The following is a 20,728-nucleotide window of genomic DNA, read 5'->3' on the forward strand; positions in this document are numbered from 1 at the left end:
CCACGCCCCGAATTCCAGGAGCTAGCGCTGTTTGCTAACGCTGTGACCCTGTTGGTCTCGTCCTCGACCGGTGAGAGTGACTTCCACACCCCGTCGATCTCCGAGTTCTTCCCGCCCGGTTTCCTCTTCGAGGGAACCCCTTTCGAGATCAACCGCGTCATGCTGGTCCGCTTCATCGCGGTCATCGCACTGATGCTGTTCTTCTGGCTCGGGACGCGCAAGCTGCGACTCGTCCCCGGCCGCTTCCAGAACGTCGTCGAGCTTGCGTTCGACTTCGTCCGCGTCACCATCGCCAAGGACATCCTCGGCGAGAAGGACGCGCGCCGGTTCCTCCCGATCCTCGTGACGATCTTCTTCGCGATCATCTCGATGAACCTGACCGGCATCGTCCCGTTCCTGAACATCGCGGGGACCTCCGTGGTGGGCATGCCGCTCTTCCTCGGCCTGGTCGCCTACGTGACGTTCATCTACGCGGGCATCAAGGACCGGGGGATGGGCTTCTTCAAGAACGCCCTGTTCCCGCCCGGAGCGCCGTTCCTGATCTACTTCATCCTCACGCCGATCGAGCTGCTGCAGACGTTCATCATCCGTCCGCTCTCGCTCGCACTGCGGCTCGTGATGAACATGATCGTCGGCCACCTCCTGCTGGTGCTGTGCTTCTCGGCCACGCAGTTCTTCCTCTTCAGCTCCCAGATCGACCCGGGCTTCAAGCTCTTCGGCGTCGTGACCTTCGCCTTCGGCGGTGCGTTCACGCTCTTCGAGCTCCTCGTCGCCGTGCTGCAGGCCTACATCTTCACCCTCCTCGCTGCGGTCTACATCCAGTTGGCCGTCGCCGAGGAGCACTGACCCCACTACTCACGGGCTCCCGCCCGTTCTCACGATCACCCCACTGAAAGGACCCACTCGTGGACTCAGTCACCGTTCTCGCCGAACTCACCGGCAACATCGCGACGGTCGGTTACGGCCTCGCAGCGATCGGCCCCGGCATCGGTGTCGGCATCGTCGCGGGCAAGACCGTCGAGGCCATGGCGCGCCAGCCCGAGATGGCCGGCCGCCTCCAGACCACGATGTTCCTCGGCATCGCGTTCACCGAGGTGCTCGCGCTCATCGGCCTCGCCACCTACTTCATCTTCGCGGCGTAGTCGTGTTCAGCACCGCTGTGAACATCGCTGCGGAAGAAGGTGACGTCCCCGCGGTCATTCTGATCCCGGAGTTCTACGACTTCTTCTGGTCGGGGGTGATCTTCCTCATCCTGCTGTTCTTCTTCTGGAGGCTGGTCCTGCCGCGCCTGCAGAAGATGCTCGACGCGCGCTCCGCCGCGATCGAGGGGAACATCGCGAAGGCCGACGAGGCCCAGCGACAGGCCGAGGCCGCCCTCGAGAAGTACACCGCCCAGCTGGCCGAGGCCCGCGCCGAGGCCGGAGTGATCCGTGAGAAGGCGAACGCCGACGGCAACGCGATCGTGGCGGCGAAGAAGGAGCAGGCGCAGGTCGAGGCCGAGCGCATCCTCCACAACGCGCGCGCTCAGATCGAGGCGGACCGTCAGGCCGCCGTGGTTTCGCTCCGCTCCGAAGTCGGAACCCTCGCCATCGACCTCGCCTCCGGCGTGATCGGCGAGAGCCTCAACGACGACGCGAAGGCGTCCGCGATCGTGGACCGCTTCCTCGCCGACCTCGAGGCCTCGGAGAAGGCGAACAACTGATGGGCAGCGCGTCCAGGCAGGCACTCGCATCGGCGAAGGCGGAGCTCTCCGCCCTCGCCGGTCAGGCGTCCCTCGACACGGCCCAGCAGCTCTTCGAGGCCGCACGGGTCATCGACGGCCAGGCGCAGCTGCGCGCGGCCCTCGCCGACCCGAGCGCCGACTCGAGCAGCAAGCAGGCTCTCGTCGCCCGCGTGTTCGGTCCCTTCGGCGAGCCGGCCAAGCGCCTGCTCACCGTGATCGTCGGCCACCGCTGGTCGAGCCCGAGCGACATGGTCGCCGGGGTCGAGGAGGTCGGGGTCCGCGCGATCGCGTCGTCCGCTCCGGAGGGCGTCAACCTCGAGAAGGAGCTCCACTCCTTCGGCGAGGTCGTCGGCTCCGACGCCCAGCTCGAGCTCGCGCTCGGCAGCAAGCTCGCCGCCGCCGACTCGAAGGTCGCGCTCGTGCAGCGCCTCCTCGAGGGCAAGGCCGCGGCCGAGACGCTGGCGATCCTCCGGCAGCTGATCGCGCACCCGCGCGGTCGCCGCATCCCGGAGCTCGTCCGCTTCGCAGCAGGCGTGGTCGCCGACCAGGGCGGGTTCATCCTCGCCACGGTCTCGGTCGCCGCACCGATCGCCCCCGAGCAGCTCGACCGGCTCCGCTCGGCGCTCACGCGCCAGTACAGCCGACCGGTCTCCGTCAACGTCGTGGTCGATCCCTCCCTCCTGGGCGGGATGCGCCTGCACGTCGGCGACGAGGTCATCGACGGAACCGTCTCCGCACGGCTGTCCGACCTGAAGCTCCAGCTCGCGTCCTGACGGGCGCACGTATCCTCAGAGGGCACTGCCCTCGACCCCCGCACCATCCAGGTCAGGCCCCGACGACCTCTTCGGCTCGCACGGACCCAACGAATAGGAATTCCCATGGCAGATATCACCATCAGCCCGGATGAGATCCGCGACGCGCTGAAGGACTTCGTCTCGTCGTACGAGCCGGGCAAGGCCTCCACCACCGAGGTCGGCTACGTCATCGACGCCGCCGACGGCATCGCCCACGTCGAGGGCCTCCCCGGCGTCATGGCCAACGAGCTCATCCGCTTCTCCAACGGTGTCCTGGGCCTGGCCCAGAACCTCGACGAGAACGAGATCGGCGTCGTCGTCCTCGGCGAGTTCTCCGGCATCGAGGAGGGCATGGAGGTCACTCGCACCGGCGAGGTCCTCTCGGTCCCCGTCGGCGACGGCTACCTCGGCCGCGTCGTCGACCCGCTCGGCAACCCGATCGACGGACTCGGCGAGATCGCCTCCGAGGGCCGCCGCGCCCTCGAGCTCCAGGCTCCCGGCGTCATGTCGCGCAAGTCGGTCCACGAGCCGCTGCAGACCGGCATCAAGGCCATCGACGCGATGATCCCGGTCGGCCGCGGCCAGCGCCAGCTCATCATCGGCGACCGCCAGACCGGCAAGACGGCCATCGCGATCGACACGATCATCAACCAGAAGGCCAACTGGGAGTCGGGCGACACGAACAAGCAGGTCCGCTGCATCTACGTCGCCATCGGCCAGAAGGGCTCGACCATCGCCTCGGTGAAGGGCGCGCTCGAGGACGCCGGAGCGATGGAGTACACGACCATCGTCGCGTCCCCCGCCTCCGACCCCGCCGGCTTCAAGTACCTCGCCCCCTACACCGGCTCGGCCATCGGCCAGCACTGGATGTACGGCGGCAAGCACGTCCTGATCATCTTCGACGACCTGTCGAAGCAGGCCGAGGCTTACCGCGCCGTGTCGCTCCTCCTGCGCCGCCCGCCGGGACGCGAGGCGTACCCGGGTGACGTCTTCTACCTGCACTCCCGTCTGCTGGAGCGCTGCGCGAAGCTGTCCGACGAGCTCGGCGCCGGCTCGATGACCGGTCTCCCGATCATCGAGACCAAGGCGAACGACGTCTCGGCCTACATCCCGACCAACGTGATCTCGATCACCGACGGCCAGATCTTCCTCCAGTCCGACCTCTTCAACGCCAACCAGCGTCCCGCGGTCGACGTGGGCATCTCGGTCTCGCGGGTCGGCGGCGACGCGCAGGTCAAGTCGATCAAGAAGGTCTCCGGCACGCTGAAGCTCGAGCTGGCGCAGTACCGCTCGCTCGAGGCCTTCGCGATGTTCGCCTCCGACCTCGACGCCGCCTCGCGCCGTCAGCTCGCCCGCGGCGCCCGCCTCACCGAGCTGCTCAAGCAGCCGCAGTACTCGCCGTACCCCGTCGAGGAGCAGGTCGTCTCGATCTGGGCCGGAACGAACGGCAAGCTCGACGAGGTCCCGGTCCCCGACGTGCTGCGCTTCGAGCGCGAGCTCCTGGACTACCTGGGCCGCAACACCCAGGTGCTGAACACCCTCCGCGACACCAACGTGCTCTCCGACGACACCGTCGCCGAGCTCAACCGTGCCGTCGACGGCTTCAAGCTGGAGTTCCAGACCGGTGAGGGCAAGCCGCTCGCCTCGGTCGGGCGCGAGGAGCACCAGGCCATCGCGGCCGACGAGGTCGGCCAGGAGAAGATCGTCAAGGGCCGTCGCTGACCAGCGGCACCCCGACGATTCGCCACTTTTAGGACAACAGGAGACACATGGGAGCGCAACTCCGGGTCTACCGGTCGAAGATCCGCTCGGCCCAGACGACCAAGAAGATCACTCGGGCCATGGAGCTGATCTCGGCCTCGCGCATCCAGAAGGCGCAGAACCGCGTCGCTGCCGCGGCGCCGTACTCGAACGCGATCACCCGCGCCGTGTCCGCTGTCGCGACCTACTCGAACGTGGAGCACCCGCTCACGACCGAGCGCGAGAAGCTGGACACGGCCGCGATCGTGATCTTCACCTCCGACCGCGGCCTCGCCGGCGCGTTCTCCTCGAGCGTGCTCAAGGAGGCCGAGGAGCTGGCCGCGCTGCTGCGCAGCGAGGGCAAGGAGGTCGTCTTCTACCTGGTCGGCCGCAAGGCGAACGCGTACTTCTCGTTCCGGAAGCGGGCCAGCGTCCGCGTCTGGACGGGCGGCACCGACCAGCCCGTGTTCGAGACGGCGAAGGAGATCGCGGACGCGGTCGTCGAGTCGTACAACCTCGATGACGAGGAGGGCGGCGTGGACGAGATCCACCTCGTCTACAACCGCTTCGTCAGCATGGTCACCCAGCAGCCGACCGTCGTCCGGCTGCTGCCGCTCGAGGTCGTCGAGGGCGCCGAGGAGCAGAACAGCGAGCTGTACCCGCTCTACGAGTTCGAGCCCGACCCCGAGACGGTCCTCGACCGCCTCCTGCCCGTGTACGTCGAGAGCCGCATCTTCAACGCGATGCTGCAGTCGGCGGCCTCGGAGCACGCGGCACGTCAGAAGGCCATGAAGTCGGCGAGCGACAACGCGGACACGCTGATCAAGACCTACACGCGTCTCGCCAACAACGCCCGCCAGACCGAGATCACGCAGCAGATCGCCGAGATCGTCGGCGGCGCCGACGCCCTGTCCTCCTCCAAGTAAGAGGGCTCCGCTCCACACAGTTTCGACTCCGCCCTCCGGGAGCGGTGAGACCACAGAAGGAAGTAGCAATGACACTGACCGCACCTGAGGCGGCGACCGGGACGTCGGGCGGGGCCATCGGCCGCATCGCCCGCGTCACCGGCCCCGTCGTTGACATCGAGTTCCCCCACGACGCGATCCCCGAGGTCTACAACGCGCTCTACACGCACGTCGAGGTCGAGGGCGTCTCGAGCAAGCTGACCTTCGAGGTCGCGCAGCACCTGGGCGACGACCTCGTCCGGGCCATCTCCCTGAACCCCACCGACGGACTCGTCCGCGGCCAGGAGGTCCACGACACCGGCCTGCCGATCTCGGTCCCGGTCGGCGACGTGACCAAGGGCAAGGTCTTCAACGTGATCGGCGAGGTGCTCAACGCCGACGCCGACGGGAAGATCAACGGCGAGTCGTTCGAGATCACCGAGCGCTGGCCCATCCACCGCAAGCCCCCGCAGTTCGATCAGCTCGAGTCCAAGACCGAGCTGTTCGAGACCGGCATCAAGGTCATCGACCTGCTCACTCCGTACGTGCAGGGCGGCAAGATCGGCCTGTTCGGCGGCGCGGGCGTCGGCAAGACCGTCCTCATCCAGGAGATGATCCAGCGCGTCGCGCAGGACCACGGTGGAGTGTCCGTGTTCGCCGGCGTCGGCGAGCGCACCCGTGAGGGCAACGACCTCATCGCCGAGATGGAGGAGGCGGGCGTCTTCGACAAGACCGCGCTCGTCTTCGGCCAGATGGACGAGCCGCCGGGAACGCGTCTGCGCGTCGCCCTGTCGGCACTGACCATGGCGGAGTACTTCCGCGATGTGCAGAAGCAGGACGTGCTGCTCTTCATCGACAACATCTTCCGCTTCACGCAGGCCGGCTCGGAGGTGTCGACCCTCCTGGGCCGCATGCCCTCCGCGGTGGGCTACCAGCCGAACCTCGCCGACGAGATGGGTGTGCTCCAGGAGCGCATCACCTCGACGCGCGGACACTCAATCACCTCGCTGCAGGCGATCTACGTCCCCGCCGACGACTACACGGACCCGGCGCCGGCGACCACCTTCGCCCACCTCGACGCGACCACCGAGCTCTCCCGTGAGATCGCGTCCAAGGGCCTCTACCCGGCCGTCGACCCGCTCACGTCCACCTCGCGCATCCTCGACCCCCGCTACCTGGGCGCCGACCACTACCGCGTGGCGACGAACGTGAAGCAGATCCTGCAGAAGAACAAGGAGCTGCAGGAGATCATCGCGATCCTCGGTGTCGACGAGCTGTCGGAGGAGGACAAGATCACGGTGTCGCGTGCGCGCCGGATCCAGCAGTTCCTCTCGCAGAACACCTACATGGCGAAGAAGTTCACCGGTGTCGAGGGATCGACCGTCCCGCTGAAGGACACGATCGAGTCGTTCGACGCGATCACCAAGGGCGAGTTCGACCACGTGGCCGAGCAGGCGTTCTTCAACGTCGGCTCGATCTCGGACGTCGAGGAGAAGTGGACCCAGATCCAGAAGGAGAACGGCTGATCATGGCCGGGACCCTGAAGGTCAGCGTCGTGTCCGCGAACGCCGAGGTGTGGTCCGGAGAGGCGAAGCAGCTCACGGCTCGCACGGTCGAGGGCGAGATCGGCATCCTCGCCGGCCACGAGCCGATGCTCGCGATCCTCGCCACCGGCGAGGTGCGCGTCACGGCCCTGGACGGCACGCGTCTCACCGCGCAGGCCGACGACGGCTTCCTGTCCGTCGAGAACGACGTGGTGACCGTGGTCGCCCGTCAGGCATCGCTGGTCTAGTACACCGCCGCTCACCGCGGCTCGGAGGGGCCGGACGATCATCGCGATCGTCCGGCCCCTTCGTCGTGCCGCCCGTCCCTCTTCTCCGAAGGAGTCCTGTGCACGTCCTGCTGCCACCGTCCGAGACGAAGCGCGACGGCGGCGACGAGCCGTTCGTGCTCGAGTCGCTCGCCTTCCCCGAGCTCCACGCGAAGCGGCGCGAGCTGGCGGAGGCGCTGATCGCGCTGGCCGGGGACCCCGAGCTCTCTGCCCGGGCGCTGAAGCTCGGTCCGCGTCAGTTCGGCGAGATCGATCGCAACGCGGGGCTCGCGACCGCGGCAGGTCTCCCCGCGGTCGACCGCTTCGACGGGGTGCTGTTCGATGCGCTCGACGCGCGCAGCCTCGATTCCGGTGCACGGGAGGTGCTCGGTCGGACGGCGATCGTGCAGTCCGCGCTCTGGGGGCCGATCCGCGCCCTCGACCTGATCCCTGCATACCGTCTGTCCCACGACTCCCGTGTGCCGGGCAGACCGCTCAAGCGGTGGTGGGCGGCGGAGGCCGGGCGGGTGCTGAGCGCGCTCGACGGGCTCGTCCTCGATCTGCGGAGCGAGGCGTACGCGGCGCTCGGACCGGTCCCTGCGGGCGAGGGGCGGTTCTTCGTCCGCGTCCGCTCGCGCGGGGCCGACGGCGTCCTCCGGTCGCTGAACCACTTCAACAAGCAGGGCAAGGGACGCTTCGTCAGGGCGCTGGCGGAGGACCGGGTGGCGACGGAGTCGCTCGGCGAGCTCTCGGCGTGGGCGGCCGGGCGCGGGTTCCTGCTCGCCGAGAACCGGCACACGGGAGAGCTCGACCTCGTCGTGCCGGAGTCGTAGGCGTCAGCGTCGGCGCCAGCAGCCGGTGAGGTGGTCGTCGACGACTCCGGCCGACTGCATCAGCGCGTACGCGGTGGTCGGTCCGACGAAGCGGAGCCCAGCGGCCTTCAGCGCTCGCGCGAGCGCCGTCGACCCGGGCGTCGTCGCAGGGACGTCGGCGGCTCGGACCACCCGGTCCTCGACGTCCGGATCGTGGAAGGACCACACGAGCTCGTCGAGCGCGCCCTCGCCTCTCTGCTCCAGGAGCGCGAGCACGGCCCGGGCGTTGTCCCGGGTGGCGATGATCTTCGCGCGGTTCCGGATGATGCCGCTGTCCTCCATCAGCCGCTCGACATCGGTGTCGTCGTACCGGGCGACGCGGGCCGGATCGAAGCCGTCGAAGGCCTCGCGGAACCTCGGCCGCTTGCGGAGGATCGTGATCCAGGAGAGGCCGGACTGGAACGCCTCGAGGGAGATCTTCTCGAACAGCGGGCGATCTCCGTGCAGCGGGGTGCCCCATTCCTCGTCGTGGTAGCGGCGGTACTCCGGATCCGCGCCGCTCCAGGCGCAGCGGACCAGGCCGTCCTCTCCCTCGACGAGTCCGTCGGCCGTGCTCATCGGTGGGGGATCCCCTCGTGATCGAGAAGCCAGGCTTTCGTGGCGACGCCCTCGCCCGCGCTGAAGCCGGTGATCCGTCCGTCGCTCGCGAGGACGCGGTGGCAGCCCACGATGATCGGCACCGGGTTCGCACCTACCGCTCCGCCGATCGGCCGGCCCGCCCGGGGGCGACCGGCGGCCGTGCCCAGTGCGCCGTAGGAGGTGATCTCCCCGAAGCCCAGAGCCTGGAGCCGCTGCCAGATCTCGAGCTGGAAGGGCGTGCCGCGCAGAGCGACCGGCAGATCGAAAGAGCGGCGGGTCCCGTCGAAGTACTCGTCCAGCTGCTCGACGGCCCGCAGGAGCACCGGGAGGTCCGACTCCGGGAGGTGCTCGTGCGGGAGCAGACCGGCCTGCTCGATGGCGAGCGAGACGATCGCATCGCCGTCGCTGCCCACTTCGATGCGGCCGAGGGGGCTCGTCGTCCGTCGGACGTGAAGGGGAGTCGTTCTCATGCGTCGAGAGTATCCGCGGGACTCCCCACCGACCGGCGGGAATCGGACACCGGTGCAGAACTCGGCCGATCGGTCCCTGTGGAGGGATTCCTGGGGGCCGGAGGGCGCCATCCGTGCGCTGGCGATTCGGTGTCGATGGGACCTCTCCCTCCACAGGCGGCGATCTCGAGATCCTTCCGATGATCCCGAGGGCCGTCGCTCCCGGCGGGTGCGAGGGTCGGCAGGATCGCAGCATGACCTCCTCAGCGATCTTCCTCCACCCCGCTCCCGCTTCGCGTGTCCCGGCCTCACCCGACGACGCCGCCCTGTTCCACGCCGCTCACGGGTCCCGGCGGGGTGCGGCCGAGGCGAGCCTCGTGCTCGTCCCGTTCCGGGCCGGCGCGCCGAGCGGCTCGCTCCGCTTCGAGCTGTCGGGGGCGGATCCGTCCCTGATCGCGCGGGCCAGCCTCGGTGCGCTCGGCCGGTTCGGGCGGGTGCAGCGAGCACTCGCGCTGGTGCATCCCGGCGAGGCGGGTCCGGAGTCGTGCGAGGGACTCGTCGCCGCCCTCGAGGAGCGTGCGCGCCGGCTCCCCGGCCTCGCCCTCCGCGTCGCCGTGCTCCCGTCGTCCGGCCGCGACGACGGGCTCGAGGCCGGCGACCGGGACGACCCGCGAGCGGTGGCCGCCGCGGTCGACCGTCTCCTCGACCGCCACCCGCGGGCCGAACTGCCCGACGTGCTGTTGCACGGCGTCGACGACCTCGTCCGGCGAGCTCTCACCGGTCCCGATCCCGAGGTCCGGCCTGCGGGCCTGGCTGCGCTCGTCGTGGCCGTGCAGCGCAGCCGCGGTGCGGACCGCGTGCTGCGGTCGGCGCGGAGCGGTGACCCCTGCGCGGCGGGAGCGCTCGCCCCGCTGCTCCGCCGTGCCGCCGTCGTCGCACCCGCGAGCGAGCGAGCCGGAGTGCTCGTCCTCCTCGCGCGGATCCTGGCCGGTGAGGGCCGTGCCGACGAGGCCGGACGGCTCGCCGACGAGGCCGTCGCTCTCGATCCGCACCACGCAGGTGCGCGCCGGGTCGCGGCCGCACTCGCCGCCGATCGGCGGGAGCGCGCCGCGTGAGGTCGCTAGAGCCGCGACCAGGCCTCGGTGAGAACGCTCCGGAGGATCTGCTCGATCTCGTCGAACTCGCGCGGGCCGATGGTGAGCGGCGGTGCGAGCTGCACGACGGGATCGCCTCGGTCGTCCGCCCGGCAGTACAGCCCCGCGTCGAAGAGCCCCTTCGAGAGGAATCCGCGCAGCAGCCGCTCCGACTCGTCCTCGTCGAACGTCTCCTTCGTCGCCTTGTCCTTCACCAGCTCGATGCCGAAGAAGTAGCCGTCGCCCCGGACGTCGCCGACGATCGGCAGGTCGAGCAGCTTCTCGAGCGTGGACCGGAAGACGGGCGAGTTCTCGCGCACGCGCTCGTTCAGGCCCTCCTCCTCGAAAATGTCGAGGTTCTCGAGCGCGACCGCGGCCGAGACGGGGTGGCCGCCGAAGGTGTAGCCGTGCGGGAAGACGACCTGACCGTGGCGGAAGGGCTCGTAGATCCGATCGCTGACGATCGTCGCGCCGATGGGGGAGTAGCCGCTGGTCATCCCCTTCGCGCAGGTGATCATGTCCGGCACGTAGCCGTACTCGTCGCAGGCGAACATGTGCCCGATACGGCCGAACGCGCAGATCACCTCATCGGACACCAGCAGCACGTCGTGCTTGTCGCAGATCTCGCGGACCCTCTGGAAGTACCCGGAAGGGGGCGGGAAGCAGCCGCCCGAGTTCTGCACGGGTTCCAGGAACACGGCGGCCACCGTGTCCGGCCCCTCGAACTCGATCATCTCCTCGATGCGGTTCGCCGCCCACAGGCCGAACGCCTCCAGGTCGTCGCCGTGCTCGGGAGCCCGGTAGAAGTTGGTGTTGGGGACACGGAAGCCGCCCGGCACGAGCGGTTCGAACATCGACTTCATCCCGGGGATGCCCGTGATCGCGAGCGCTCCCTGGGGAGTGCCGTGATACGCGACCGAGCGCGAGACGACCTTGTGCTTGCCCGGCTTGCCCTGCAGCTTCCAGTAGTGCTTGGCGAGCTTGAACGCCGTCTCCACCGCCTCGCCGCCGCCGGTCGAGAAGAAGACCCGGTTGAGGTCGCCCGGCGCGTGGTCGGCGAGCCGGTCGGCCAGCTCGATCGCCGAGGGGGTCGCGTAGGACCAGAGCGGGAAGAAGGAGAGCTCGGACGCCTGCTTCGCCGCGGCCTCCGCCAGTCGGCGCCGCCCGTGTCCCGCATTGACGACGAACAGGCCGGACAGGCCGTCGAAGTACTTGCGCCCGGTGCTGTCCCAGATATGGTGTCCCTCGCCGCGCGTGATGATCGGCACGCCCGCGCCGGAGTCCATAGTCGACTGACGGGTGAAGTGCATCCAGAGGTGGTCCTTCGCCTTCTTCTGCAGGGAGGCGTCGTCGATCCCCCCAGGCGCGTCGGTCCCGCGGACGGGATCGCCCGACTCGAGGCCGGAGGTCGAGAAGGCTGTCTCGGTGGTCATCTTTTACCGCGTTCCCCAGTTGTAGAACTGCTTGTGGAGCTTCAGATAGACGAAGGTCTCGGTCGAGAGCACGCCGGGAAGCGACCGGATCTCCTGGTTGAGCAGGGCGATCAGATCGTCGTCGTTCTCGCACACGACCTCGGCGAGGATGTCGAAGGAGCCGGCCGTCAGCACGACGTAGTCGACGGCGGGGATGGAGGCGAGCCGGTCCGCGACGTCGCGGGTGTCGCCGGTGACGCGCACACCGATCATCGCCTGGCGGTAGAAGCCGAGCTGCATCGGATCCGTCACCGCGACGATCTGCATGACGCCCGACTCGGTGAGCTTCTGCACCCGCTGCCGGACGGCCGCCTCGCTCAGGCCCACGGCCTTGCCGATCTCGGCGTACGAGCGCCGACCGTCGGCCTGCAGCTGCTCGATGATCGCCTTCGACACCTCGTCGAGCTGGACAGGACGCTGAGAGGGCGGGCGAGACGGGGCCATGCGGCGATTCTGGCAGTCCTCGAGTGCCCGGGCAAGTGGATCCGCACGTCGGAGCTCGCTCCGGCATCGGATCCGGTGGTCTGAGCGTGGTCCCGTCTGCGCGACGGACATCGGGCGACAGCGATGGCGGCCGGCTCGGCGGAGGGCCGTCAGCGACTACCATCGGGAGGCGGCCGGGCACCCCTGGAGCCGGCGGTCACGGGCCGTCGGACCGGACGGCTGCGGGCCACGGGGATGCGAGGAGCAGCGATGACGCAGATCGGCCGCAGCCGCGCGTCCGTCACCGTCCCCGTCTCCGCCTGGAGCTCCGACGCACCCTCGGCCGAAGTCACCCTCGGCTGGGCCGCGCGCACCGAGACCGGCCACGTGCGCAGCGCGAACGAGGACAGCTACCTCGCCAAGAGCCCGCTCTTCGCTGTCGCCGACGGGATGGGCGGGCACGCGGCAGGAGAGGTCGCCAGCGACGCGGTCGTGTCGCGCCTGTCCACCGCGGCGCTCGGCGCGACCGTCGGAGCGGAGGAGATCGACCGGGCGCTTCGGGAGGCGGTCGGGGACATCGCCCGGCAGTCGCACACGGCCGACGTCGGCACCGGGACCACGGTCACCGGGATCGCGCTCACGGTGGTCGGGGGAGAGCCCTACTGGTCCGTCTTCAACATCGGCGACTCGCGCGTGTACCTGAGCGTCGCCGGGACCCTCGTGCAGCTCACCGTGGACCACTCCATCGTCCAGGAGCTGGTCGACGCGGGCCTGATCTCCCGCGACGAGGCCGACGTGCATCCGCACAGCAACGTGATCACCCGCGCGGTCGGCTTCCACGAGGCGCCCGTCCCCGACTACCGGCTCGTGCCCGTCCTCGCCGGATCGCGTCTGCTGATCTGCTCGGACGGACTCACGAAGGAGCTGACCGATGCCGGCGTCGGCCACCTGCTCACCGGCACCGGCTCCGCTCAGGAGGCGGCCGACGCCCTGGTCGACGCCGCGCTGGACAACGGCGGGCGCGACAACGTCACCGTGATCGTCGTCGACGTCCTCGCGGTCACCGGCGACGAGGAGGCCGGCGCACCGGTCTGACGAGCAGCGCTCCGGCACGGGACGGCCGCGGCGGCGGTGCCGCCGGACCGCCCGCACGTGCCGAACGGCCGTACGACGGTCCTGCGCCTGCCGGTTCGCGTCGGGTTCGGCCGGCTCGAGGCTCCCCGCGCCGGCGCTGGGTACGATGGTGAGCGGAAGGGCGTTCTCGGTGATCTGCAGCACGTGTGGCTCCAACCTCGCTCCCGGGGCGATCCTCTGCGGCGAGTGCGGTTCGTCGGTGGCGGCGCATGCCACGACGGGTGCGTCCCGCCCCTCGTCCTCCGGCGACACGACGGTCCTCGACCCGTCCCGCCGTGCCTGGCTGCCGGGCCTGGCCCCCGGCCGGCACCGGCGTCCCGCCCCCGGCGCACCGATGGCGCCGCCCTCGCAGGGGCTCGTGCGCCTCAGCTTCGCGACCGGGCAGCACGCGATCGTGACCGGCAACGGCCTGATCGGACGCCAGCCGCTCCCGGACCCCAACGAGACGTTCCGGCACATCCTCGCGATCCCGGATCCGTCGCGATCCCTCTCCAAGACCCACCTCGAGTTCGGCTTCGACGAGGGCGGGCTCTGGGTCAGGGACCGCTGGTCGGCCAACGGGTCCGTGCTGGTCGCGCCGACCCAGGCGCCGCTCCCGCTCGAGGCCGGCCGCCGCTACCGCGCGAAGCTCGGCAGCCGGATCCTGCTCTCCTCGGTCGAGATGGCGGTCGAGCGCGTCGACGGATCCGCCGGCGGCTCGGGACGCCCGCCCCTCACCCGCTGACGGCACGGCCTCCGGGGACCGAATCGGCGGTCGACACGGCCTCCGGGTGCGGAATTCGTGACGATCATGTTTCCGGATGAGCGTTCTCCTCCGTTCGCCGTGACAGGCGGATGAGCGCTGTGCCAGTATTTCCCCACGTTCGGCCCTCGAGGCACGAGCCCCGACGCAGTCAGGAGCCCCCCCCATGACCCGTCCCCTCCCGAGGGATCCCGTCCTCCGCCGGGCCGTCGCCGCGGCACGCTCGCACGAGCGCGAGCGCCGGGCGGTCCTCTCGCGTCGGGCGGTCCTCGGCGGGATCGGCCTCGGAGCGGGTGCCCTCGCCCTGGCCGCCTGCGCCCCGCAGACCCGTGCCGCTCCGACCGCCGCCGCCGACGGATCGGCCGGCGACCCGCGCCTGGTGTGGGACAACTGGCCCGCCTACATGGACGAGGACGACGACGGGAACCACCCCACGCTCCAGGGCTTCGAGGAGCAGACGGGCATCGCGGTGACCTACAACGTCGCCGTCGACGACAACAACTCGTACTACGGCAAGGTGAAGGATCAGCTCGCGCTCGGGCAGTACATCGGCGCCGACACGGTCTGCCTGACGGAGTGGATGGTCTCGCGCCTGGTCCGCCGCGGCTACGTGCAGGAGCTCGACCACGCGAACATCCCGAACATCGCCAACCTCACCCCCTCGCTGGCGAACCCCGACTTCGATCCGGGCCGCCGGCTCTCCCTCCCGTACCAGGCGGGGTTCTCGGGCATCTGCTGGAACAGGGAGAAGCTGCCGAAGGGCCTCTCGAGCATCGAAGATCTGTGGGATCCGTCGCTCCGCGGCCGCGTCGGCGTGCTGAGCGAGATGCGCGACACGATCGGGCTCATCATGCTCGCTCAGGGGACGGACATCGCCGGCTCCTGGGGCGACGACGAGTACATGAACGCGATCGACGTCTTCCGCGAGCAGGTCGACGCCGGACAGATCCGCAACATCAAGGGGAACGCGTACCTCAACGACCTGCAGAACGAGGACACCCTCGCGGCGATCTGCTGGTCCGGCGACATCACCCTGATCAACGCCGAGGCCGGCGACAAGTGGGAGTTCGCCTTCCCCGACTCGGGCGGCGCGCTCTGGAACGACACCTTCGTGGTCCCGATGGGCTCCGAGCGCAAGGCCAACGCCGAGGCCCTGATGAACTACTACTACGAGCCCGAGGTCGCCGCCGAGGTGGCCGCCTGGGTCAACTACATCACCCCCGTGGATGGAGCGAAGGACGTCATGGAGAGCATCGATCCGGAGCTGGCCGAGAACCAGCTGATCTTCCCCGACGAGGACACGCTCGCGCAGGCGCACGTGTTCCGGACCCTGACCGCCGCGGAGGAGAAGGAGTACCAGGCCGAGTTCCAGAAGGTGCTCCTGGGCATCTGATGGCGATCGGGACCTTCGCCGAGAGCGGCGCCGACCTCCAGCTGGTCGGGATCAGCAAGCAGTACCCGGGCTTCACGGCCATCGACTCCCTGGACCTCACCATCCCGGCGGGCTCCTTCTTCGCCCTGCTGGGCCCCTCGGGCTGCGGCAAGACGACGACGCTGCGCCTGGTCGCCGGGCTCGAGGAGCCCTCCGCCGGCCGGATCCTCATCGGCGGGCGGGACGTCACCGAGACGAAGACGTACCAGCGGCCCGTCAACACCGTGTTCCAGTCGTACGCGCTGTTCCCGCACATGTCGATCCTCGAGAACGTCGCCTTCGGCCTGAAGCGGCGGAGGATCGCCGACCCCGTCGGCAAGGCGCACGAGGCGCTCCGTCTGGTCGAGCTCGACCACCTCGCCCAGCGCCGCCCCGCGCAGCTCTCCGGTGGTCAGCAGCAGCGGGTCGCCCTCGCGCGCGCCCTCGTCAACCGGCCCGCCCTGCTCCTGCTCGACGAGCCGCTCGGCGCCCTCGATCTCAAGCTCCGCCGGCAGATGCAGCTGGAGCTCAAGTCCATCCAGGAGGAGGTGGGCCTCACCTTCCTCCACGTCACGCACGACCAGGAGGAGGCCATGACGATGGCCGACACCGTCGCGGTGATGAACAAGGGCAGGATCGAGCAGATGGGCGCGCCGGAGGAGCTCTACGAGCTCCCGCGCACCGCGTTCGTCGCGAACTTCCTCGGCCAGTCCAACCTCTTCACGGGCGAGGTGGTCGGCAGCACCGACCGCGCACTCACCGTCGACGCGGGCGGGCACCGGATCGTCGTGCCCGTCGCCCGCTGCGCCCGCACGAGCGGGGAGATCACGGTCGGCGTCCGCCCCGAGAAGCTCCTGCTGCTGACGCAGGAGCCGCCGGCGGACTCCGGCCGGAACGTGCTCGGGCCCGGTCGCGTGGTCGACGTCTCCTTCAGCGGGGTCAGCACCCAGTACACGATCCGGATGCCGGGCCTGGGCCCGGTGGTCGTCTTCGCGCAGAACATGGTCTTCGGGCCGGTCGTCGGCGAGGGAGCGGAGGTGTGGGTCGGCTTCAGCACCGAGCACGGCTTCGGACTCGCGGACGAACCGGGCTCGGTCCCGCGCTTCGAGGCGGACGACTCCACCAGCGCCATCGCCGTGCAGCGCCGGGGGCTCCTGGCCGGTCGCAGCGGGGGAGCGTAGGCATGGCCTTCGCCGCCTTCGCCACGGGGCAGGCGGATCCTCAGGACGCTCCGGTCCGCCGGCGGTCGACGATCGCGCTGGTCCTGCTGCTGCCGGGCATCGCCTACATGCTGCTGTTCTTCCTGGCACCGCTGATCTCGCTCGTGCTCACCTCGTTCCAGGCCGAGGTGCCGGACGGGGACATCGGCGAGTACGCCCCCGGGTTCGCCTGGCAGAACTACCTCGTGGTGATGGGCGACTACTGGCCGCACGTGCTCCGCTCCTTCGGCTACGCGCTGATCGCGACGGTGCTCGCGCTGGTGATCAGCTACCCGCTGGCCTACTTCATCGGAGTGAAGGCGCGGCCCTGGCCGCTGCTGCAGAACCTGCTCCTCACGCTGGTGATCGCGCCCTTCTTCATCAGCTTCCTGCTCCGGACGCTGGCGTGGAAGCAGATCCTCGCGGACGAGAGCCCGCTCGTGCAGGCGCTCAAGGCCGTGGCGGTCCTGCCGAGCGACGGCCACCTCACGGGGACGCCGCTCGCCGTGATCTTCGGCATCACCTACAACTTCATCCCGTTCATGACGCTGCCGCTGTACACGACGCTCGAGCGCCTCGACGTGCGCTTCCTGGAGGCCGGGTCGGATCTCTACGCGCACCCCGCCTCCGTGTTCTGGAGCGTGACCGTCCCCCTGTCGATGCCGGGCATCGTCTCGGGCACGCTGCTGACGTTCATCCCCGCGGCGGGCGACTACATCAACGCGAGCCGGGACTTCCTCGGCTCGTCGCAGACCTCGATGGTGGGCAACGCGATCGAGGCGAACTTCCTCACGCTCGAGAACTACCCGGCGGCCGCCGCGCTCTCGATCGTGCTGATGGCCGTGATCCTGGTCATCGTCGGCTTCTACGTGAAGCGCAGTGGAACGGAGGACCTCCTGTGACCGCGACGGCCGACCGTCCGCTCGCGAGCGCCCAGGAGGCGCTCGGCGCGCCGCCCCCCGCCCCGATCCGGGGCCGCCGCCGCTTCCGGGGCCTCGGGCTCGGCGTCTACACGGCGCTGGCGCTGCTCTTCCTGCTCATCCCTATCGGGTACACCTTCGTCTTCTCCTTCAACGACTCGGGGAAGAGCAACCTCGCCTGGCGCGGGTTCACCCTCGACAAGTGGGTGTCGGCCTGGACCAGCGAGGAGGTGATGACCGCCTTCGGGAACAGCCTGCTGGTCGGTGTGATCGCCACCGTGCTGGCCACTGCGCTCGGCACCATGATCGCCATCGCGCTCGTGCGGTTCCGCTTCCGGTTCCGGTCGGCGATCAGCCTGCTGCTGTTCCTCCCCATGGCGACTCCGGAGGTGGTGCTCGGAGCCGGCCTCGCCGCGCAGTTCCTCAGCGTGGGCGCCGAGAAGGGGCTGGTCACGATCGTGCTGGCGCACACGATGTTCTGCATCAGCTTCGTCGTGGTCACCGTGAAGGCGCGGGTGGCGAGCCTGGACCCGAAGCTGGAGGAGGCGGGACGCGACCTCTACGCGTCGCCGAACCAGGTCTTCTGGCGGATCACCTTCCCGCTGCTGCTGCCCGGCATCCTCGCCGCGGCGCTGCTCTCGTTCGCGCTGAGCTTCGACGACTTCATCATCACGAACTTCAACTCCGGATCGGTCACCACGTTCCCGAAGTACATCTACATCGCGGCGGCGCGCGGCATCCCGGCGGAGGCGAACGTCATCGCATCGGCGGTGTTCGTCCTCGCGATCCTCGTGGTGGTGATCACGCAGGTCTCCGCGGCGGCCCGGGCGAAGCGCCTCGCGCGCGAGCAGTAGCTCAGGGCGTGCCGGGACGTGCGGTCAGACGTAGGAGGCGCGGATCGCGCCGACCGGGCGCCCGCCGCCCGACACGACCGGGTTCAGCCGCACCAGCACGTCGTTCGCCGCGGTCCGGTCCACCGCGTCCGCCTCGACCAGGAGCTTCAGTGCGACCACGGTCGCGGCGCGGAGGCTCCCGTCGAGGATCTTCAGGGCGACGGTGGTGCCGTCGGGCGAGGCCATCACGAGCACGCCCTCGGCGCCGAGCTTGGCGACCAGGCCCAGGCGCTCGATCACGACGGTGTTGTCCCGGCCCGGGCCGTCGATCGCCCACGCGTTCTCGAGGATCGCGGCCGTGAGGACGCCGGCCTGGCGGTAGAGGCCGAACGGTGAGGCGGGGGAGGAGGACACGATCCGCGAGACGCCCTTCGCCAGCGCGGTCAGAGGAAGGGCGTGCACGGGAGCTCCGCAGCCGTCGATCCCCGAGGCCACGACGCGCTCGCCGGTGAGGCGCTCGATCGTGTCGACGATGTGCTGCTGCAGCGGGTGCGTCCGCTCGAGGTAGTCCTCGGTGCTCCAGCCGTTCTGCACGCAGGCCAGCAGCATCGCCGCGTGCTTGCCCGAGCAGTTCATGTAGAGCGGGTCCGGAGTCGCGCCCGCCCGCAGCAGCTGAGCGCGGGTCCCGGAGTCGCCGGGCCAGTCGGCCGGGCACTGCAGGGCGGTGTGGTCCAGGCCGGCGCGGAAGAGCAGGTTCTGCACCAGCGCCACGTGCTGGGGGATGCCGGCGTGGCTCGCGGTGGCGATGACCGCCTCCGCGCCGTTCAGCTCGACTCCGGCGGTCATCACCGCGAGGGCCTGGAACGGCTTGAGGCAGGAGCGGGGGAAGACGGGAGCCGTCGGGGTGCCGAGGCTGCGGGCGACGCGGCCCTCGGAGTCGAGGAGGACGGCGGAGCCGGCGTGGCGCGACTCGACGAACCCGGATCGCTCGACGACGGCCAGCTCGACGGACTCGGCGACGGTGAATGTTCCTGCTGGCATCCCCCCATCCTGCCCGATGCGCCGCCCGGTCCCGCGCTCCCGGAGACGCCGAAGGCCACCGGGGAGCGCCTCGGCGCCCGCGGTGGCCTTCGGAGGATCGCGCCTAGAGGGTGGCGAACGCGTCGGCGATGACCGACACGGCGTCGTCGAGCAGCTCGTCGGTGAGGGCGAGGCTCGGCAGGAAGCGGACCACATTGCCGTAGGTGCCGGCGCTCAGCACGAGGACCCCGTGCTGGGCGGCGTAGTCGATGATCGCCTGGACCGCGACGGCGTTCGGCTCCTTCGTGGTGCCGGCGGTGCCGGGCTGCACGAGCTCCATCGCCATCATCGCGCCGATGCCGCGGACGTCGCCGATGATGTCGTAGCGCTCCTGCAGGCCTCGCAGCGCCGCGCCCAGGCGGGCGCCGATCCGGTCGGCCTCGGCGAGGAGGCCCTCGCGCTCGATGCGCTCGAAGACCGCGACGGCGGCGGCGGCGGCGACGGGGTTCCCGCCGAAGGTGCCGCCCAGTCCGCCGGCCTGCGCCGAGTCCATGATCTCGGCGCGGCCCGTCACACCCGCGAGCGGCAGGCCGCCGGCGATGCCCTTGGCCGAGAGGACGAGGTCGGGGACGAGGCCGAGGTGCTCGCTGGCGAACCAGGCGCCGGTGCGGGCCATGCCCGACTGGATCTCGTCGGCGACGAAGACGATGCCGTTGGCCGTGCACCACTCCTGCAGTGCCGGGAGGAAGCCGTCGGCGGGGACCATGAAGCCGCCCTCGCCCTGGATGGGCTCGGCGACGAGGCAGGCCAGGGCGGAGGCGCCGACGGTCTTCTCGAGGTACGAGATCGCGCGCTGGGCGGCCTCGGCTCCCGACAGGCCGTCGTGGTACGGGTACGAGCTCGGGGCGCGGTGGACGTCGCTGGCGAAGGGGCCGAAGCCCAGGCCGTAGGGCAGCGCCTTGAAGTTCATGGCCATCGTGAGGTTCGTGCGGCCGTGGTACGCGTGGTCGAGCACCGCGACGCCCGGGCGGCCGGTGTGCTTGCGCGCGATCTTGACGGCGTTCTCGACCGCCTCGGCACCGGAGTTGACCAGGACGGTCTTCTTGGCGAAGTCGCCGGGGGTGTGCTGGGCCAGCAGCTCCGCGACGCGGATGTAGGGCTCGTACGGAGTGACGGTGAAGAGGGTGTGCGTGAGGCGCGCGAGCTGCTCCGCGGCGGCCGCGACGACGGAGTCGTCGGTGTGCCCGATCGTCGTGACGCCGATGCCGGCGCCGAGGTCGATGAAGCTGTTGCCGTCGACGTCGACCAGGATCGCGCCGTGCGCGCGGTCGATGTAGACGGGGAGCGCGGTGCCGACGCCGGTGGGCACGACGGCGAGGCGGCGCTCGTGCAGGGCCCGGGATCGCGGCCCGGGGATCTCGGTCGCGACGCGCCGCTCCTGGGGGACTGCGGACGTGGGAACCTGGGGGGCGAGCGTGTCTGTCATGGTCCTCGGAGTCTACCCGCGGGGGTTCCGCGTCCAGAGGTCCA

Annotated in this window: 22 protein-coding genes; 16 read left to right on the forward strand and 6 right to left on the reverse strand. The window is 70.0% G+C overall.

Annotated features, from left to right (window positions below; translation table 11 throughout):
• Positions 1–42: 42 nt before the first annotated feature.
• The 9 genes from atpB (at position 43) to C5C56_RS03510 (ending at position 7,844) form a co-directional block, all read left to right on the forward strand.
• Entirely contained in the window at positions 43–846 is an 804-nt protein-coding gene (atpB, locus tag C5C56_RS03470) for a F0F1 ATP synthase subunit A (protein ID WP_068254016.1), read from the forward strand.
• A gap of 59 nt (positions 847–905) precedes the next feature.
• Complete coding sequence (locus C5C56_RS03475) at positions 906–1,142, forward strand: ATP synthase F0 subunit C (RefSeq protein ID WP_055794702.1); 237 nt, start codon at positions 906–908, stop codon at positions 1,140–1,142.
• 2 nt (positions 1,143–1,144) lie between these two features.
• Positions 1,145–1,702, forward strand: coding sequence for a F0F1 ATP synthase subunit B (locus C5C56_RS03480; protein WP_258065556.1), 558 nt, complete (start codon positions 1,145–1,147; stop codon positions 1,700–1,702).
• Complete coding sequence (locus tag C5C56_RS03485) at positions 1,702–2,496, forward strand: F0F1 ATP synthase subunit delta (RefSeq protein ID WP_104319114.1); 795 nt, start codon at positions 1,702–1,704, stop codon at positions 2,494–2,496. Before C5C56_RS03480 ends, C5C56_RS03485 begins: the two co-directional genes overlap by 1 nt.
• Positions 2,497–2,601: 105 nt before the next feature.
• Positions 2,602–4,239 (forward strand): F0F1 ATP synthase subunit alpha, encoded by a 1,638-nt coding sequence (gene atpA, locus C5C56_RS03490; RefSeq protein ID WP_104223023.1) that lies wholly within the window; start codon positions 2,602–2,604, stop codon positions 4,237–4,239.
• Positions 4,240–4,286: 47 nt separating this feature from the next.
• Positions 4,287–5,183: a F0F1 ATP synthase subunit gamma gene (locus C5C56_RS03495; protein WP_104223024.1), complete on the forward strand. Its 897-nt coding sequence runs from the start codon at positions 4,287–4,289 to the stop codon at positions 5,181–5,183.
• Between the two features lie 68 nt (positions 5,184–5,251).
• Positions 5,252–6,727, forward strand: coding sequence for a F0F1 ATP synthase subunit beta (atpD, locus tag C5C56_RS03500; RefSeq protein ID WP_104223025.1), 1,476 nt, complete (start codon positions 5,252–5,254; stop codon positions 6,725–6,727).
• A 2-nt stretch (positions 6,728–6,729) separates the two neighbouring features.
• A complete protein-coding gene (locus tag C5C56_RS03505) occupies positions 6,730–6,993 on the forward strand; it encodes a F0F1 ATP synthase subunit epsilon (protein WP_104223026.1) in 264 nt (87 codons plus the stop codon).
• Between the two features lie 98 nt (positions 6,994–7,091).
• Positions 7,092–7,844 (forward strand): YaaA family protein, encoded by a 753-nt coding sequence (locus C5C56_RS03510; RefSeq protein ID WP_104223027.1) that lies wholly within the window; start codon positions 7,092–7,094, stop codon positions 7,842–7,844.
• Between the two features lie 3 nt (positions 7,845–7,847).
• Here C5C56_RS03510 and C5C56_RS03515 read toward each other — a convergent pair whose 3' ends face one another.
• Positions 7,848–8,441, reverse strand: coding sequence for a DNA-3-methyladenine glycosylase I (locus C5C56_RS03515; protein WP_104260210.1), 594 nt, complete (start codon positions 8,439–8,441; stop codon positions 7,848–7,850).
• Positions 8,438–8,932, reverse strand: a complete 495-nt coding sequence (locus tag C5C56_RS03520; protein WP_104223029.1) for a methylated-DNA--[protein]-cysteine S-methyltransferase — start codon at positions 8,930–8,932, stop codon at positions 8,438–8,440. The genes C5C56_RS03515 and C5C56_RS03520 overlap by 4 nt, the downstream gene beginning before the upstream one ends.
• A gap of 233 nt (positions 8,933–9,165) precedes the next feature.
• On the opposite strand from C5C56_RS03520, the gene C5C56_RS03525 reads away from it, so the two are divergent.
• The gene (locus tag C5C56_RS03525; RefSeq protein ID WP_104319115.1) at positions 9,166–10,026 is read left to right on the forward strand and encodes a hypothetical protein; all 861 of its coding nucleotides are present in this window, start codon (positions 9,166–9,168) and stop codon (positions 10,024–10,026) included.
• A gap of 5 nt (positions 10,027–10,031) precedes the next feature.
• Here C5C56_RS03525 and C5C56_RS03530 read toward each other — a convergent pair whose 3' ends face one another.
• Positions 10,032–11,477 carry an aspartate aminotransferase family protein gene (locus C5C56_RS03530; RefSeq protein WP_104319116.1) on the reverse strand — a complete coding sequence of 482 codons (1,446 nt, stop codon included), beginning with the start codon at positions 11,475–11,477 and terminating at the stop codon, positions 10,032–10,034.
• A gap of 3 nt (positions 11,478–11,480) precedes the next feature.
• Positions 11,481–11,960 carry an Lrp/AsnC family transcriptional regulator gene (locus C5C56_RS03535; protein WP_104223032.1) on the reverse strand — a complete coding sequence of 160 codons (480 nt, stop codon included), beginning with the start codon at positions 11,958–11,960 and terminating at the stop codon, positions 11,481–11,483.
• A gap of 249 nt (positions 11,961–12,209) precedes the next feature.
• Here C5C56_RS03535 and C5C56_RS03540 point away from each other — a divergent pair, with 249 nt between their 5' ends.
• The 6 genes from C5C56_RS03540 (at position 12,210) to C5C56_RS03565 (ending at position 18,199) form a co-directional block, all read left to right on the forward strand.
• Positions 12,210–13,034, forward strand: coding sequence for a PP2C family serine/threonine-protein phosphatase (locus tag C5C56_RS03540; RefSeq protein ID WP_104272666.1), 825 nt, complete (start codon positions 12,210–12,212; stop codon positions 13,032–13,034).
• 238 nt (positions 13,035–13,272) lie between these two features.
• A complete protein-coding gene (locus C5C56_RS03545) occupies positions 13,273–13,797 on the forward strand; it encodes a hypothetical protein (protein ID WP_104223034.1) in 525 nt (174 codons plus the stop codon).
• Between the two features lie 184 nt (positions 13,798–13,981).
• Entirely contained in the window at positions 13,982–15,208 is a 1,227-nt protein-coding gene (locus tag C5C56_RS03550; RefSeq protein WP_104223035.1) for a PotD/PotF family extracellular solute-binding protein, read from the forward strand.
• Positions 15,208–16,407, forward strand: a complete 1,200-nt coding sequence (locus C5C56_RS03555; RefSeq protein ID WP_104223036.1) for an ABC transporter ATP-binding protein — start codon at positions 15,208–15,210, stop codon at positions 16,405–16,407. The genes C5C56_RS03550 and C5C56_RS03555 overlap by 1 nt, the downstream gene beginning before the upstream one ends.
• 2 nt (positions 16,408–16,409) lie before the next feature.
• Entirely contained in the window at positions 16,410–17,327 is a 918-nt protein-coding gene (locus tag C5C56_RS03560; RefSeq protein ID WP_104246578.1) for an ABC transporter permease, read from the forward strand.
• A 65-nt stretch (positions 17,328–17,392) separates the two neighbouring features.
• Positions 17,393–18,199, forward strand: a complete 807-nt coding sequence (locus C5C56_RS03565; RefSeq protein WP_181027101.1) for an ABC transporter permease — start codon at positions 17,393–17,395, stop codon at positions 18,197–18,199.
• A gap of 24 nt (positions 18,200–18,223) precedes the next feature.
• Here C5C56_RS03565 and C5C56_RS03570 read toward each other — a convergent pair whose 3' ends face one another.
• Together C5C56_RS03570 and gabT are read right to left on the reverse strand one after the other, a co-directional pair.
• Positions 18,224–19,219, reverse strand: a complete 996-nt coding sequence (locus C5C56_RS03570; protein ID WP_104223039.1) for an asparaginase — start codon at positions 19,217–19,219, stop codon at positions 18,224–18,226.
• Positions 19,220–19,322: 103 nt separating this feature from the next.
• On the reverse strand, positions 19,323–20,684 hold the full coding sequence (gabT, locus tag C5C56_RS03575) for a 4-aminobutyrate--2-oxoglutarate transaminase (RefSeq protein ID WP_104223040.1): 1,362 nt from the start codon (positions 20,682–20,684) through the stop codon (positions 19,323–19,325).
• Positions 20,685–20,728 lie beyond the last annotated feature (44 nt).

It is taken from the genome of Rathayibacter sp. AY1D1, assembly GCF_002932635.1.
Lineage (GTDB): Bacteria > Actinomycetota > Actinomycetes > Actinomycetales > Microbacteriaceae > Rathayibacter.